The sequence below is a fragment of the uncultured Shewanella sp. genome, from assembly GCF_947501225.1.
Lineage (GTDB): Bacteria > Pseudomonadota > Gammaproteobacteria > Enterobacterales > Shewanellaceae > Shewanella.
In genome coordinates this window covers 113,003-127,001 of the sequence record NZ_CANMUW010000014.1, presented here as the reverse complement: position 1 = coordinate 127,001, position 13,999 = coordinate 113,003, and the positions used below count along the sequence as shown (strand labels likewise).

General features: G+C 50.8%; 11 protein-coding genes. 5 read left to right on the top strand and 6 right to left on the bottom strand.

Going from position 1 to position 13,999, the window contains the following annotated elements; all coding sequences use genetic code 11:
• Positions 1-404 precede the first annotated feature (404 nt).
• On the bottom strand, positions 405-3,311 hold the full coding sequence (locus Q1B47_RS17585; RefSeq protein ID WP_299796509.1) for a valine--tRNA ligase: 2,907 nt from the start codon (positions 3,309-3,311) through the stop codon (positions 405-407).
• A gap of 20 nt (positions 3,312-3,331) precedes the next feature.
• Positions 3,332-3,799: a DNA polymerase III subunit chi gene (locus tag Q1B47_RS17580; protein ID WP_299796507.1), complete on the bottom strand. Its 468-nt coding sequence runs from the start codon at positions 3,797-3,799 to the stop codon at positions 3,332-3,334.
• A gap of 705 nt (positions 3,800-4,504) precedes the next feature.
• On the opposite strand from Q1B47_RS17580, the gene rsgA reads away from it, so the two are divergent.
• The 3 genes from rsgA (at position 4,505) to Q1B47_RS17565 (ending at position 7,943) form a co-directional block, all read left to right on the top strand.
• Positions 4,505-5,662, top strand: coding sequence for a ribosome small subunit-dependent GTPase A (rsgA, locus tag Q1B47_RS17575; RefSeq protein ID WP_299796504.1), 1,158 nt, complete (start codon positions 4,505-4,507; stop codon positions 5,660-5,662).
• Between the two features lie 90 nt (positions 5,663-5,752).
• Positions 5,753-6,199 (top strand): thiol-disulfide oxidoreductase DCC family protein, encoded by a 447-nt coding sequence (locus Q1B47_RS17570; RefSeq protein WP_299796501.1) that lies wholly within the window; start codon positions 5,753-5,755, stop codon positions 6,197-6,199.
• 412 nt (positions 6,200-6,611) lie between these two features.
• Entirely contained in the window at positions 6,612-7,943 is a 1,332-nt protein-coding gene (locus tag Q1B47_RS17565) for a hemolysin family protein (protein ID WP_299796498.1), read from the top strand.
• Positions 7,944-8,025: 82 nt separating this feature from the next.
• On the opposite strand, the gene pepA is transcribed toward Q1B47_RS17565, so the two are convergent.
• On the bottom strand, positions 8,026-9,534 hold the full coding sequence (pepA, locus tag Q1B47_RS17560) for a leucyl aminopeptidase (protein ID WP_299796495.1): 1,509 nt from the start codon (positions 9,532-9,534) through the stop codon (positions 8,026-8,028).
• A 220-nt stretch (positions 9,535-9,754) separates the two neighbouring features.
• On the opposite strand from pepA, the gene lptF reads away from it, so the two are divergent.
• Entirely contained in the window at positions 9,755-10,867 is a 1,113-nt protein-coding gene (gene lptF / locus Q1B47_RS17555) for an LPS export ABC transporter permease LptF (protein WP_299796492.1), read from the top strand.
• The gene (lptG, locus tag Q1B47_RS17550; protein WP_299796489.1) at positions 10,864-11,922 is read left to right on the top strand and encodes an LPS export ABC transporter permease LptG; all 1,059 of its coding nucleotides are present in this window, start codon (positions 10,864-10,866) and stop codon (positions 11,920-11,922) included. Before lptF ends, lptG begins: the two co-directional genes overlap by 4 nt.
• 592 nt (positions 11,923-12,514) lie before the next feature.
• Here lptG and Q1B47_RS17545 read toward each other — a convergent pair.
• The 3 genes from Q1B47_RS17545 to Q1B47_RS17535 form a co-directional block, all read right to left on the bottom strand.
• Positions 12,515-13,024, bottom strand: a complete 510-nt coding sequence (locus Q1B47_RS17545; protein ID WP_299796486.1) for an RDD family protein — start codon at positions 13,022-13,024, stop codon at positions 12,515-12,517.
• 81 nt (positions 13,025-13,105) lie between these two features.
• A complete protein-coding gene (locus tag Q1B47_RS17540) occupies positions 13,106-13,360 on the bottom strand; it encodes a DUF2960 domain-containing protein (RefSeq protein ID WP_299796483.1) in 255 nt (84 codons plus the stop codon).
• A 122-nt stretch (positions 13,361-13,482) separates the two neighbouring features.
• Positions 13,483-13,968 (bottom strand): GNAT family N-acetyltransferase, encoded by a 486-nt coding sequence (locus tag Q1B47_RS17535; protein WP_299796480.1) that lies wholly within the window; start codon positions 13,966-13,968, stop codon positions 13,483-13,485.
• Between the last annotated feature and the right edge of the window lie 31 nt (positions 13,969-13,999).

Sequence of the window (13,999 nt, the reverse complement as noted above, 5' to 3'; positions counted from 1 at the left end):
CGAGCTACGAGCTACGAGCTACGAGCTACGAGCTACGAGCTACGAGCTACGAGCTACGAGCTACGAGCTACGAGTTAGGCTGCTCTATGTGTAGGAGCTGCTTCAGCCGTGAATGTTTCAGGGCTACGAGTCATGAGCTCCGTTCAGCGATATTCCCCGTGTAGGAGCGGCTTTAGCCGCGAATGTTTTACTATCTTGCCGTTTTTGGGCTGACTCATTAGCTAATCTGTTCCCGATAAAAGCGTGAATTCCAGCTAACAAGATGCCCAAATGACGAGGTTCAGGCAATAAAAAAGGCGGCCTGATGGCCGCCTCTCTTTGCTCTGTCTTGAGCTTAAAGGCCATAAATCTTCCCGACATTGACTGGCATTCCCTCCATCCCTGGAGGTCACTTACAACTTCTTTTAGCTTTCGGCTTCTAACTTCGCAAGTTCCGCTTTCTGCTCGGTTAGCTTCTCGATATCGCGTTGATACTCGGCCTGCTTGGCACGCTCTTTCTCAATCACGGCAGCCGGAGCCTTAGCTACGAAGCCCTGATTAGAGAGCTTACCTTCGATACGCTTAAACTCAGCGGCCGCCTTCTCAAGCAGCTTGTCGATACGAGCCACCTCTTTGGCTACATCGATAAGACCGGCCATAGGGATAAGCAGCTCCATATCACCAATCAGCTGAGTGGTAGACATAGGTGCGGTTTCACCTTCGCTAAGAACCGTCATAGACTCAAGCTTAGCCAGTGTCTTGAAGAAGGTCTGGTTCGCCTCGAGGCGTGCCTTATCCTGCTCGCTCACGCCGCGAAGCAATGCATTGAGTGGCTTAGATGGGGCTATGTTCAGCTCGGCGCGGATGTTACGTACCGCAGTGATCACCTGCTTAACCCACTCGATATCCGCCATCGCCTCACTATCAACCTTATCGGCCTGATACTCCGGGAACTCGGCCAACATCAAGGTATCACCCTCGACACCTGCAAGGCCCTGAATACGCTTCCAGATAGTCTCTGTCAGGTAAGGCATCATAGGATGCATCAGGCGCTGCATCTTCTCAAGCACTGTCACTAAGGTATGACGCGTACCGCGAAGCTGTGCTTCGGTGCCATTTTGCATTACAGGCTTGGTCAGCTCCAGGTACCAGTCACAGAACTGGTTCCAGGTGAACTCATAGATGGTGTTAGCCGCAAGGTCGAAACGGTAGTTTGCCATATGTTCGTCATAGGCTTTAACGGTTTCGTTAAACAGGCTGATGATCCAGCGATCGGCAAGAGACAGCTCTAGTGTTCCGCCGTTTTGGCCGCAGTCTAACGGTTCGCCAATCGCATTCTCGGCGGCGCCTTCAGACTGAACTTCGGTGTTCATCAACACGTAGCGTGATGCGTTCCAGATCTTGTTACAGAAGCTGCGGTAACCGTCCAGACGTTTCATATCCCAGTTGATATCACGGCCGGTCGATGCCATAGAGGCAAGGGTGAAGCGCAGCGCATCGGTACCGTGGGCTTCGATGCCATCGGTAAACTCTTTACGGGTGCTCTTTTCGATCTTAGCCGCAAGCTTAGGCTGCATCATGTTACCGGTACGCTTAGCCACCAGTGACTCAAGATCGATACCGTCAATCATATCCAGCGGGTCGAGTACGTTACCCTTAGACTTAGACATCTTGTTACCGGCTTCATCACGGATTAAGCCTGTCACGTAAACCGTCTTAAATGGTACCTGAGGCTTGCCGTTTTCATCTTTGATGAAGTGCATGGTCATCATGATCATGCGCGCAACCCAGAAGAAGATGATGTCAAAACCTGTCACCAATACATCGGTCGGGTGGAAGGCTTTCAGCTCTTCGGTGTTTTTCGGCCAGCCCAGTGTAGAGAAGGTCCACAATGCAGAGCTGAACCAGGTATCGAGCACGTCGTTGTCCTGACGAAGTGTTACAGAATCATCAAGCTTATGCTTGGCACGGACCTCGGCTTCATCACGGCCCACGTAGACTTTACCGGCTTCATCGTACCAGGCCGGGATTCTGTGTCCCCACCAAAGCTGGCGTGAGATACACCAGTCCTGAATGTCACGCATCCAGGAGTTGTACATGTTTTCATACTGCTGAGGTACAAACTTGATGTCGCCGTTATCAACCGCTTCCATCGCCGTCTTTGCCATAGGGGCTACAGAGACATACCATTGGTCGGTAAGCAGTGGTTCGATAACTACACCTGAGCGATCGCCATAAGGCACCTTCAGCGCGTGGGGGTCGATCTTGCCAAGCAGGCCAAGGGTGTCGAACTCGGCAACAATTGCCTTACGCGCTTCGAAGCGGTCCATACCGGCATAACGCTCAGGCAGGCTGTTATCTAATTCGTTGTTAGCTGTGCCATCTGTGTTAACCACCTCGGCAGCGGAACGGATCGCAGCATCGAAGGTCAAGATGTTGAACATTGGCAGTGCGTGGCGCTTACCGACTTCGTAATCGTTAAAGTCGTGAGCGGGGGTGATCTTCACACAGCCGGTACCGAACTCCATGTCGACGTAGTCGTCGGCAACAATCGGGATAAGGCGGTTAACGATTGGCAGCATAATGAACTTACCAATCAGTGATGCATATCGCTCATCATCGGGGTGAACCGCAACGGCGCTGTCACCTAACATGGTTTCGGGACGGGTGGTCGCGACTTCGAGGTAATCTTTACCATCGGCAGTCAGGGCGCCTTCGGCCAGCGGGTAGCGGAAATGCCACATGCTACCCTGCTTCTCTTTGTTCTCAACTTCCAGATCTGAGATAGCCGTGTGCAGAGTCGGATCCCAGTTAACCAGACGCTTACCACGATAGATAAGGTCATCTTCGTACAAGCGTACAAATACTTCCTGTACCGCCTCAGACATACCTTCGTCCATGGTGAAACGCTCACGATCCCAATCAACCGATGCGCCGAGGCGACGTAGCTGTTTAGTGATAGTGCCGCCGGATTCGTTCTTCCAGTCCCAGATACGGTCGATGAAGTTTTCACGGCCTAAGTCGTGACGGCTCAACCCCTCTTCGGCGGCAACTTTACGCTCAACCAACATCTGAGTCGCGATACCCGCATGGTCGGTACCGACCTGCCAAAGGGTGTTTTTTCCCTTCATACGCTGGTAACGGATCAGGGTATCCATGATGGTATCCTGGAAGGCATGGCCCATATGCAGACTACCCGTCACATTCGGTGGCGGGATCATGATGCAATAGTTGCCCTGTGACTCATCGCCATTAGGCTTGAAGTAACCTTTCTCTTCCCAGTTTTGGTAGAGAGACTGTTCGATAGACTGCGGATTGTATGTTTTTTCCATGGGAGCGTGTGCTTCTCAAACTAAAAATTAATAGGTTGTTTTGTTAAATCCTGAGTGTTCAATGTGACTCCCAGGCTTCGATACTGCCGGTATCGATCGCGGGCGATCGTCTTATGGCTGGTATCGTTGGCAACGAAATCGATAATCTGGCCAAAGTTTACCGCAAATGAGGGTACTTGGTCTGCAAGATTAATCAGAAGGTGGCGATTTTTATTGGGACCCAGCTTATCGAAGCCGATTTCAACCGGAGCACCGGTGGCGGGTCCTTCCCCTTTCAAATTATGGGGAACGAAAGAGCGTGGTTCAAACTGCCATAAAAGCTCATCTATGGCATAAGCCTGCTCTCTGTCCTGGCAGTGAAGATAAACCAGTTGCTGTTTCATAAATGCCTGCTGAGCCAGTTCACAAGCCAGATGATACATCTGTTCTAGTGCCGTTCCCGGGCTTCGAGGCTCAGTCGGCATAAGATAAAATAGGGTCTGTGTCATAGTTAGGCTTATTCAGCGGACGAAAGAGGAGATTTTACACAAAAACGGGGACGAGTTCAGCCTCTAATCTCTGTTTTTTTGTTTAGTTTTTAGCTGTGTTTGTTACTTAATTGGTGAGTGTGAGAATTTAGGCTTCATTGTTGTAAATTGCTTGCAGCAGGCTAGTGTGCAGAAGTCTCGGTACATAAGTTCGTTCATATACCTCCTGTGATCAGGTCATTGGTGCATCAATAAATGGTACTCATCTATATCCATGAAAGTACGAATGAAAGTACGCGCTTCAATAACCTACAAAATACCTGCTAATAAACTCTGAGGTTTTTCATTAAACCTGGAAGCCTTCATACCTATGAAAATCTTCTCAAGCTTGCTGTTCATCACCGCTGATGTAGAGAGATACTGGTAAATCAGCCGGCTTGCTGGTAAATTTGTCATTGGTTGAATTAAAACTAACAGCGTATCCAAGGAGTATTTGATGATTGTCGTTTCCCTTTACCGGGCAAACACAGCAAGTTAACTAACGTAGTAACAAACTTAAGATTACACGTTTAAGATGACGCTCTTTATTTGATAAGAGTGGTCTGCATTTTCGTTAAACCTGCATCTGCCCGGTAGTGAAGTTCACTTTTACCGGGGTCTTACTTATATAAGATAAGTTTAAGTATCCCAGAATGAAATATTCAGGCGCTTTGCGCTGGGGTCAATATGACAAAATCAAATCGTTTCGCCTCTATCCGCTCCACCAGAAAAACCGTTACTACACAACAAGCTGAATCAACTAAACCTGCGGCCGAGCACTCTGTTGTCAGAAAAACTGTTGAGCATTCAGGTAAGTTAACCCTGACTCGCCTGGGGTGGCGTGCTCACTTTCAGCATCAGTTAGCTCGGCTCGGCATTCAAGGCGGCAGGGTGGCACGGGTGTCTGCTCACCACCGCGGACAGTACGGCCTGTTAACTGAGCAGGGGGAAACCTGCTTAGCCATTAAAGGCGATCTTCCATCTATGACAGTAGGTGACTGGTTACTGCTCGATAAGCAAGGCCAGTTTTTACATCTGTTTGAGCGCGACTCGCTCTTTAGTCGCAAGGCGGCGGGGAGCCGAGCTGAACGGCAGCTGATCGCATCGAATCTGGACTGGGTGTTTATCGTTTCATCGCTCAATCATGACTTTAATATCAACCGGATCGAGCGTTATCTCGCGCTGGTCAATGACGCTGAAGTCACCCCTGTGATGGTGCTGACCAAACGGGATCTCTGTAGTGATATCAGTGTCTATATCGAGCAGCTCAGGGCTCTGGATAGCAACTTGTTGATTGAAACCGTCAATGGTCTGGACCGTGACAGCGTGCAGGCACTTGAGAGTTACTGCAACAAGGGGAAGACGGTGGCGCTGATAGGCTCATCCGGTGTGGGCAAGTCGACTCTGGTTAACAGCCTGCTTGGGCAGGACGAGCAGAGCACATCTGAGATACGCGCCGATGACAGCAAGGGACGGCATACCACAACGGGGCGATCACTTCACTTGATGCCAAGCGGTGGCCTGCTGCTGGATACGCCGGGTATGCGGGAACTTCAACTGGCCGACTGTGAGAATGGGGTTAATGACACCTTCTCTGAGTTGGTCACCCTTGCCGGGCAGTGCCGTTTCGGCGATTGTCGCCATCAACAGGAGCCGGGCTGTGCGGTACAGGCGGCTATCTCATCGGGTAAGTTGAGTGAGCGCCGCCTGATCAGTTATCAAAAGCTGCTGCGTGAACAGGCGCTCAATGGTGCCAGTATTGCCGAGAGGCGCGCTCAGGGGCGAAGTCAGAGTAAGCTCTATAAACGGATACAGGACAGCTCGAGAGCCAGTAAGCGGGGCTGATTGTCTATGCCCGGCTTGATGGCCGGGGAGGGGCGCTCTCTATGATTTTCTGCGAGAGGCTGCAATTAAGCCGGTGTCATCTAAAATTTAATGATGAAGATGAATCCGGAAAAAATTTGTGTGCTTTACGATGGCGCCTGTCCCCGCTGTATCAGGGACCGGGATAACTATCTTCGCCTGGCAGGAGGCCGGGCCGAAGATGTGATCTGGCTCGATATCACAGGTAAAGATGAGCAGCTAAAGCGTTGGGGGATAGAGCCCCGCAAGGCGTTGACCGAGTTACATCTGATCGTTGGCTCAGATGAGAGCATGCTGAGGTTAAATGAGAGCGGGGGAGCGGCAATTTCTGAGCCGGGTTCGGCCTTAACTGGCGAAGTGAAAGTAATGTCCGAGCTCGATGCATATATCCTGTTGATGCAGAGGGTACCAGTGCTCAAGCCCTTAGCCTGGTTTATGGGGCTGGGCCCGGTACGTCCTGTTTTGTCTGCCTGGTACCGTAAGAGTGTATATAAACGGCTTAAGCGTGAAGGGCGCTAATGAGCACTATCTTACCCGGTTGTATCTGTGAGTTATGTCTTGTTAGCCACTAAAAACGCGCGTTCGCGCCCCCGTATTCTCTGACTCCTCTTAAGATGCCCCTGTGTTTTCCCTACCTCTGCCCGTTATGTCGCTCACCTGTTTACCTGAGAGCTGAGCGACTCTGGTACCTCAGCTTTTTTATTCCGATTGAAACCGATAAGTCCGGGTAAAATTAAGTGTGAAACTAAATGGTAGTTCTTTAAACCAAGAGCGGATATACTCCGCCGCCCAGGTCGATTCTGGCAATATATTCTGTCCGGATTCAGCAGGGATTAAGGTAAAATAATTTATAATAACAAGTAATTATGTTTGATAGCAGTAAGGGGGACTTCCCCCTGATAAGTGTTCGTTAGTTTTTATGGGGTGCGAGATGAGCTTCTTTGATAACGCTGTGATTATATTGCTCCTGATCGGGGTAAGTTGTTTCTTCTCCATGTCGGAGATAGCGCTTGCCGGGGCGCGTAAGATACGTCTGCGGCAGTTGGCCGCGGAGGGAGATCTGCGGGCGCAAAAGGTGTTGCTGCTGCAGGCTCATCCCGGAAGCTTCTTCACCGTGGTACAGATAGGCCTCAACGCCGTGGCCATCATGGGGGGGATCGTGGGAGAGTCGGCATTTACCCCCTATTTTCACGCCCTCATGTCGCCCTGGTTGAGCGAGCCATGGCTGGGGCAGGTGAGTTTCTTTCTGTCGTTCGCCATGGTGACCAGCCTGTTTATTCTTATTGCAGATCTGATGCCTAAGCGGGTGGCCATGGCGTTGCCTGAAAAGGTGGCCATGCTGTTTGTCGGTCCCATGATGCTCTGTATCGCCTTACTTAAGCCCCTGGTTTGGTTTTTCAACGGCTTGGCGAATCTCTTCTTTCGTCTGTTCCAGATCCAGACATCCCGTAACGATGAGATCACACCGGATGATATCTATGCGGTGATGGATGCCGGAGCGGAGGCGGGGGTTTTGGACAAAGGCGATCAGCAGATGATGGAGAAGGTGTTCGAGATGCAGTCTGTGCCGGTTACATCTGCCATGACCGCCAGAGAGAGCCTCTCCTATTTTCTGCTGCAGGACAGTGAAGAGGAGATAAAGCGTAAGATTGCTAACGATCCCCACTCCAATTTTCTTGTATGTGATGGTCAGCTGGATTCGGTTAAGGGGGTTATCAACGCCAAGAAGTTACTCATCTGTGTGATCAACGGCGAGAAGATAAGCTTAAAAGATAGTGAGCTGGTCAGCGCCTGCTTTGTCATCCCCGACACACTTAGCCTGTCTGAGTCGATGGAGTATTTTAAAACCAGCCGCGCCGACTTTGCCGTTGTAATGAATGAGTACTCACTGGTTGTCGGGGTTGTGACCGCCAAGGATCTGCAGGACGCCGTTATGGGAGCCTGGTCTCTGCCTGAGAGTGAGGAGCAGATCATCGCCCGCGACAGCAACTCCTGGTTGATGGATGGGGTCACGCCGATAACCGATGTGATGCGCGCACTGGATATCGAGCAGTTCCCGCAAAACCATAACTACGAAACCATCGCCGGGTTTATGATGTTTATGCTTAAGAAGATCCCTAAGTGTACCGACTCTGTCTGTCATGCCGGTTTTAAGTTCGAGGTTGTCGATGTCGACGCCCATAAGGTCGACCAGCTGCTGGTGACACGAATAGATGGCATCAAAGAAGTTGATGTTGCGGAGCCCGTTGAGGTTCAGGCATAGGAGAAACAAAAAAGGTGAAGCGTTTGTGCTTCACCTTTTTCACTGGGTTTTACCCAAGAGCTGAGTCAGGCTCAGCAGGGAATTAATCGCCTTGCTCAACACCCGCACGGTTGATCAGGAACTGAGTCAACAGAGGTACCGGGCGTCCGGTTGAACCTTTATTGGCACCGCTGTTCCATGCCGTACCGGCCACATCGATATGTGCCCAGTTGTACTTCTTGGCGAAGCGGGACAGGAAGCAGGCCGCGGTGATAGAACCTGCGGGACGACCGCCAAGGTTTGTCATATCGGCAAACGGGCTCTCCAGATGCTCCTGATACTCATCCCAAAGGGGCATGCGCCAAGCGCGGTCACCACTCTGCTCACCGGCATTTAACAGCTCGTGTGCCAGTGGATTGTGGCCCGAGAACAGACCCGATGCGTGCTTACCCAGTGCGATGACACATGCACCGGTTAAGGTTGCGGTATCGACCACTAACTCAGGATCGAAACGCTCGACATAGGTCAACACGTCACACAGTACCAGGCGGCCTTCGGCATCGGTGTTTAACACCTCGACGGTCTGGCCTGACATGGTTGTGAGGATATCTCCCGGGCGATAGGCGTTGCTCGATGGCATGTTTTCACAGCCGGCAAGAATACCCACAACATTGATAGGCAGCTTCATATCACACAGTGCCTTCATCGCACCGATGACACCTGCGGCACCACCCATGTCATATTTCATCTCATCCATGCCTTCGCCTGGTTTGAGTGAAATACCACCCGAGTCGAAGGTGAGGCCCTTACCGACTAAGACGATAGGCTTCTCGGTGTTGTCGACGGCCCCCTTATACTCCATAACAGTCATAATAGATTCGTTATCACTGCCACGGCCCACGGCCAGATACGAGTTCATGCCCAGCTTCGCCATCTGCTCCTCGCCGACGGTGGAAACGGTCAACTCTTCACAGTTCTCGCTAATTTGACGAGCCTGTGAGGCAAGATAAGCCGGGTTACAGATATTGGGCGGCATGTTAGCCACATCGCGACACAAACGCATGCCGGCAGAAACTGCCATGCCGTGTTCGATAGCGCGCTCGCCCACAGTCAGTTCACGGCGTGTGGGTACGTTAAATACCAGCTTACGCAGTGGACGACGAGTCTCCCCCTTAGAGCTCTTTAGCGCATCGAAGGTGTAGAGACTGTTTTGTGTCGTTTCTACCGCTTCACGTACCTTCCAATAGGTGTCGCGGCCTTTAACGTGCAACTCAGTCAGAAAACATACGGCTTCCATTGAGCCTGTTTCGTTGAGAGTCGTGATGGTTTTAGTGATGATCTGCTTGTACTGGCGCTCATCTAACTCTCGCTCTTTTCCGCAGCCAACAAGTAATACTCGCTCACTTAGTACGTTCGGTACATGATGCAAAAGCAGCATCTGCCCTGGTTTTCCTTCCAAATCTCCACGACGAAGTAAGTTACTGATATAGCCGTCACTGATTTTATCAAGCTGCTCAGCAATACCAGACAGACGTCGAGGTTCATATACGCCAACCACAATACAGGCCGAACGTTGTTTTTCCGGACTACCGCTCTTAACGCTAAACTCCATGAGCTCTCCTAGATTCTTAAAGACAAATTTTAATATTTATTAGATAATGTCTGCTTGCGCCCAAAACGGGCCTAAAATTGGTACACCAAAGTCTGTTTTTTAGGTGTTTTTTTGCCATTTTTAGTTCATGGCTGGTCACAAAACTACCAAAAGTAGACAGTCTACATGAAAGTTTGACTGACACCAGCATAATTATAAGTTTAGAGACCGGATCCAGCCTGTGATTGTATTTAGATATCTGATTAGAGAAGTTTTTAAGGCGCAAATTGCTGTGCTTTTTGTACTTCTGGCTATTTTTATTAGCCAACACTTTGTTCGAGTACTCGCAAATGCTTCAGATGGTGAATTTCCAGCCTCTCTTGTAATGACCCTGTTAGGGCTCAATCTTCCCTACCTCGCAGTCCTGGTCCTGCCCTTAAGCTTATTCTTAGGTATTTTGTTGGCTCACGGGCGTATGTACGCCGAGAGTGAGATGGTGGTATTTCATGGTGTGGGCGTCAGTGAGTGGTATATCACGCGGGTGACTCTGTTACTGGCGCTGATCAATATGTTGATCACCGCCTACCTCTCTGTCTTTGTCACGCCGTGGGCGGAGGAGAAACAGAATCAGGTGTTGGAGCAAGCTCAGTCTGAAGCCGGACTCGCCGCTATCACCCAGGGGCGCTTCCAGACCAGTCCCAACGGCCGCGCGGTTTTGTTCGTCGAACGAATCGACAGAGATAACCGCCTCGATAAGGTTTTCGTTGCCCAGCTCCCCGATCCGGAAGATGAGACGGGGCAGAGTAATATTGTGATGGCTAAGGGCGGCAGCGTTGTCGAAGACAGCTCTGGTGGTCAGCGCCTGCAACTCAATGACGGCGTACAGTATCAGGGGACGCCCAAGCAGGTAGATTTTCAGGTAGTTGAATTTGGTGGCTACCAGATGCAGATTAAAGAGCAGGAGGTTGATCAGCGCAGGCGTAAACTTTCTGCACTGCCGATAAATGATCTTATGGCGCTGGATGGCCCTGAGGCGACCGCCGAATTCCATTGGCGACTCGCGATACCGCTGGCGATCCCTTTGATGACACTGATCGCAGTTCCTATGGCCAGGGTGAATGTGCGTCAGGGGAAGTTCGCCAAGATGTTGCCGGCAATCTTACTCTACCTGGGATATTTTGGCTTGATGATTGCCGGTCGTAAGGCTCTGGAGGATGGCGTGATTCCAGCCTATCTCGGTATGTGGTGGATACATGCCTCGGCTCTGGTGTTGGGGATACTGCTGTTAGGTAAGGAGCGGCCATCGGGAGCCAAGATATCGGGTATGGTTAAGCGTAAGAAGGTGGCCGCGTGAGAATTTTAGATCTCTATATTGCCAGAACCATAGTCAGTACCTCTGCACTGTGTCTGCTTATTCTTACCGGTCTTTCCGGCATCATTAAATGGGTCGATCAACTAAGAGTTGTCGGGCGCGGAAGCTACACCATGCTCGATGCCGGGATCTACGTTTTGTTCCTTATTCCCCGTGACTTAGAGATGTTCTTCCCGCTGGGGGTGTTACTGGGGGCCCTGATTGGTATGGGGATGCTGGCATCAAACTCTGAGCTGGTAGTGATGCAGTCTTCGGGCCTGTCCCGGTGGGAGATCACCCTGTCGGCCATGAAGACCGCGGTACCGCTCATGCTATTGATCATGGCCCTGGGGGAGTGGGGAGCCCCCGTCGCGGAGCAGAAAGCCAATGAGCTTCAGGCGACTAAGATCTCCGGCGGCAGCCTGATTAAATCGAGTCGCGGGATCTGGGCGAAAGATGGCGACCTGTTTGTGAATATCGGCGAAGTCGAAGATATCAATAACCTCAGCAACATCACTCTGTATGAGTTTGATGAAACGCTCTCCTTAGTACGCACCATCCGTGCAGAGCACGGTGTCTACGCCAATGACCATTGGCGACTGCTGGATGTGAGACAGACGGATCTGACCGAAGATAAGGTGACGCTCACCGATCTGACCCTCTATCGTTGGGAGTCGACTCTGACGCCGGATAAACTCAGTGTCGTGTCGGTGAAGCCTGAGTCGCTATCCATTCAGGGCTTGTTGGGGTATCTGGACTATCTCAAGGTGAATAATCAGGACTTTGCCCGATATGAGCTGGCACTCTGGCGTAAATTGTTGCAGCCGGTGACTGTTGCGGTAATGATGCTGGTGGCACTCTCATTCGTGTTTGGCCCGCTGAGAACCGTGACCATGGGGGCCAGGGTGCTGTTAGGGGTTATCGCCGGATTCAGCTTCTATATCAGTAGTGAGATCTTTGGTCCGCTGACCTTAGTCTACGGCCTGCCGGCCTTTATCGGCGCCGGAATGCCGGCGGTGATATTCAGCGTCGGCGCCGTCTACTTTATCAGGAAGTAGGGGAGAAGGTACTAGAGTGCTGAGACGCTCATTGCATGAGCTATTATACCAATCAGTATAAGAAAGTGATCTACTCAGAGTTATTTTTGGCAAACTAATTCAAGGCGAATAGATGATGCAATGGTGATCCCTTGTGAAGTTATTCAACGAGGAAGTAGGCAGCCAAAAATACTCCTGAAAGGCGAGTTTTAGCGCTTCTGATGCTGTGTTAACGAGCTTAAACGTAGAACAACTATGCTCTTCACTCGCTGCCTTGCCTCAGAAGCGTTAAACTCTCGCTGAGCGATCACATCTTTATACTGGTTGGTATTAGACGCCAGCAAAGCTGGCTGTAAAAGCTAAGACGACACTCACTTCGCGAGCTAGTTGACACCAGCGTTGTTAGCTTCTTGGAAAGAGGCATAGCTGAATGTTTTTCGACTTGTTCTCTTAGGAGCCTGGAGCAAGCAGCTTGTCTTTACCCAATAGAGCGCAGCTCGTCGAATAGGCGTAGCCGTCCACGAAGTGATAGGCCGAAGGCCGTCTTCTCTGCTTTGTTTTTAACTCGCAACTCGATACTTTCTTAGCTCTGTCTTAAACCTCGCGGCTGCTTTTAAACCCCATGCCAGTTTCGCATCTGGTTGGCTTCCTTCGACAGGACCACGACTTCAGAGCGGGTCATCATATCCTGCAGGGCGAGCTTGTCGCCGTTGATTAAGATCCACAGGTTACCTATGCCAAGCAGTGACCATACCAGCCTGGCCGCGGCGGTGATAACGCTCAGGCTCTGGCCGTTGGGATGCTGGATCTTGAGTCTCCAGGCGCGCATGCCTAAGGTCTGTCCGCCATAACTCCAAAAGGCGATGTAGAACGCACCGACACAAAGTGCTATCCAGAGTTGATAGATCCCTTTATATAGCGGGGTCGCATTTAGCAGGTCTGATACATGCTCGAACCCTCCCATCTCAATCAGACCCGATGAGGTGAGGGCGGTAAACACGCCGAAGCCTATGGCACCGGCTATCATATATACCGCGACCGCGAGCAGCAGATCGTAGACGATGGCACCGAGGCGACGGAAGAAACCTGCACGAGGAAAGTTGGCGTGTTCACTGTTAGGCATTGAACTCTCTTTCATTTTATTATTCTCTTAACTTCATTTGAGATTTCAGGGGCTTGTTGTGGCCGATTAGGTGACCTATGGTTACTGCTGTTTAGGATCGTCTTTAATGTAGTAGATGTCGCTAAAGCCCATTTTGGCAAACTCTCTGTCTCTGAAGTCCCGCACTGCTGACTTTCCTTTCGAGGTCATCATCACCTGCTGCTCCATCATATGGTAGCTGGTCAGGTCTATCCCTTCGGCCGCCGCAACAGCTTCATGGATATTGTTGAACTTGTCATAGGCGAAGTTGATCTCTTTCGCCTGATTTTTGAATTTATAGGTAATTCTACGAGCCATAACACCTTCTCTGAAACGAGTTCTCTAAATGTATTCAATAACCGAAAGCCATGAACGGACCTCCAGCTCTATCTATTGTATCTATTAAGCTTGAACTTAAGCTTAAGCGCTGAAATTCAAAATTAATCGTTTAGTGCCAGTACCATGTAGCAGGCGTCCGCAGTATAGCTATCCAGACTCTTCTCTATGGGGTGTGCGACAAAGCCTTGCCTGCGCCAGTAACTGTCAGCCCCCTGTACCGCCACCAGAGAGATACAGGGGAGATTTCTCTCTCTGGCCTGTTCGACTAAGGCGTTAAAGGCCAGGTTCCCGGCGCCTTTGCCCTGGGCCTTCGATGACAGGGCTATGTCATGCAGGTAGAGGGTGTCCGGTCTATCTGTCGCTATCAGAAGCTGCTCCAGTGCCGGCGGAGAGCCTGCCACCCAGGGGTGTGCGAGGCAATAGCCGACGACCTGATTATCAGACTCCATAACAAAGCAGGTTTGCGGTGAAACCCGCCACTTACTCTGCAATACTTCGAGCGATTCGGGTTCAATTTGCGGGTAGCACTCCTCCTGGATAACTAAGATCTCGTTCCAGTCGGTTGAGGTTATACTTCGAAGTCGCATCTCATCTCCCAAATCACCAGCCATTGTGATG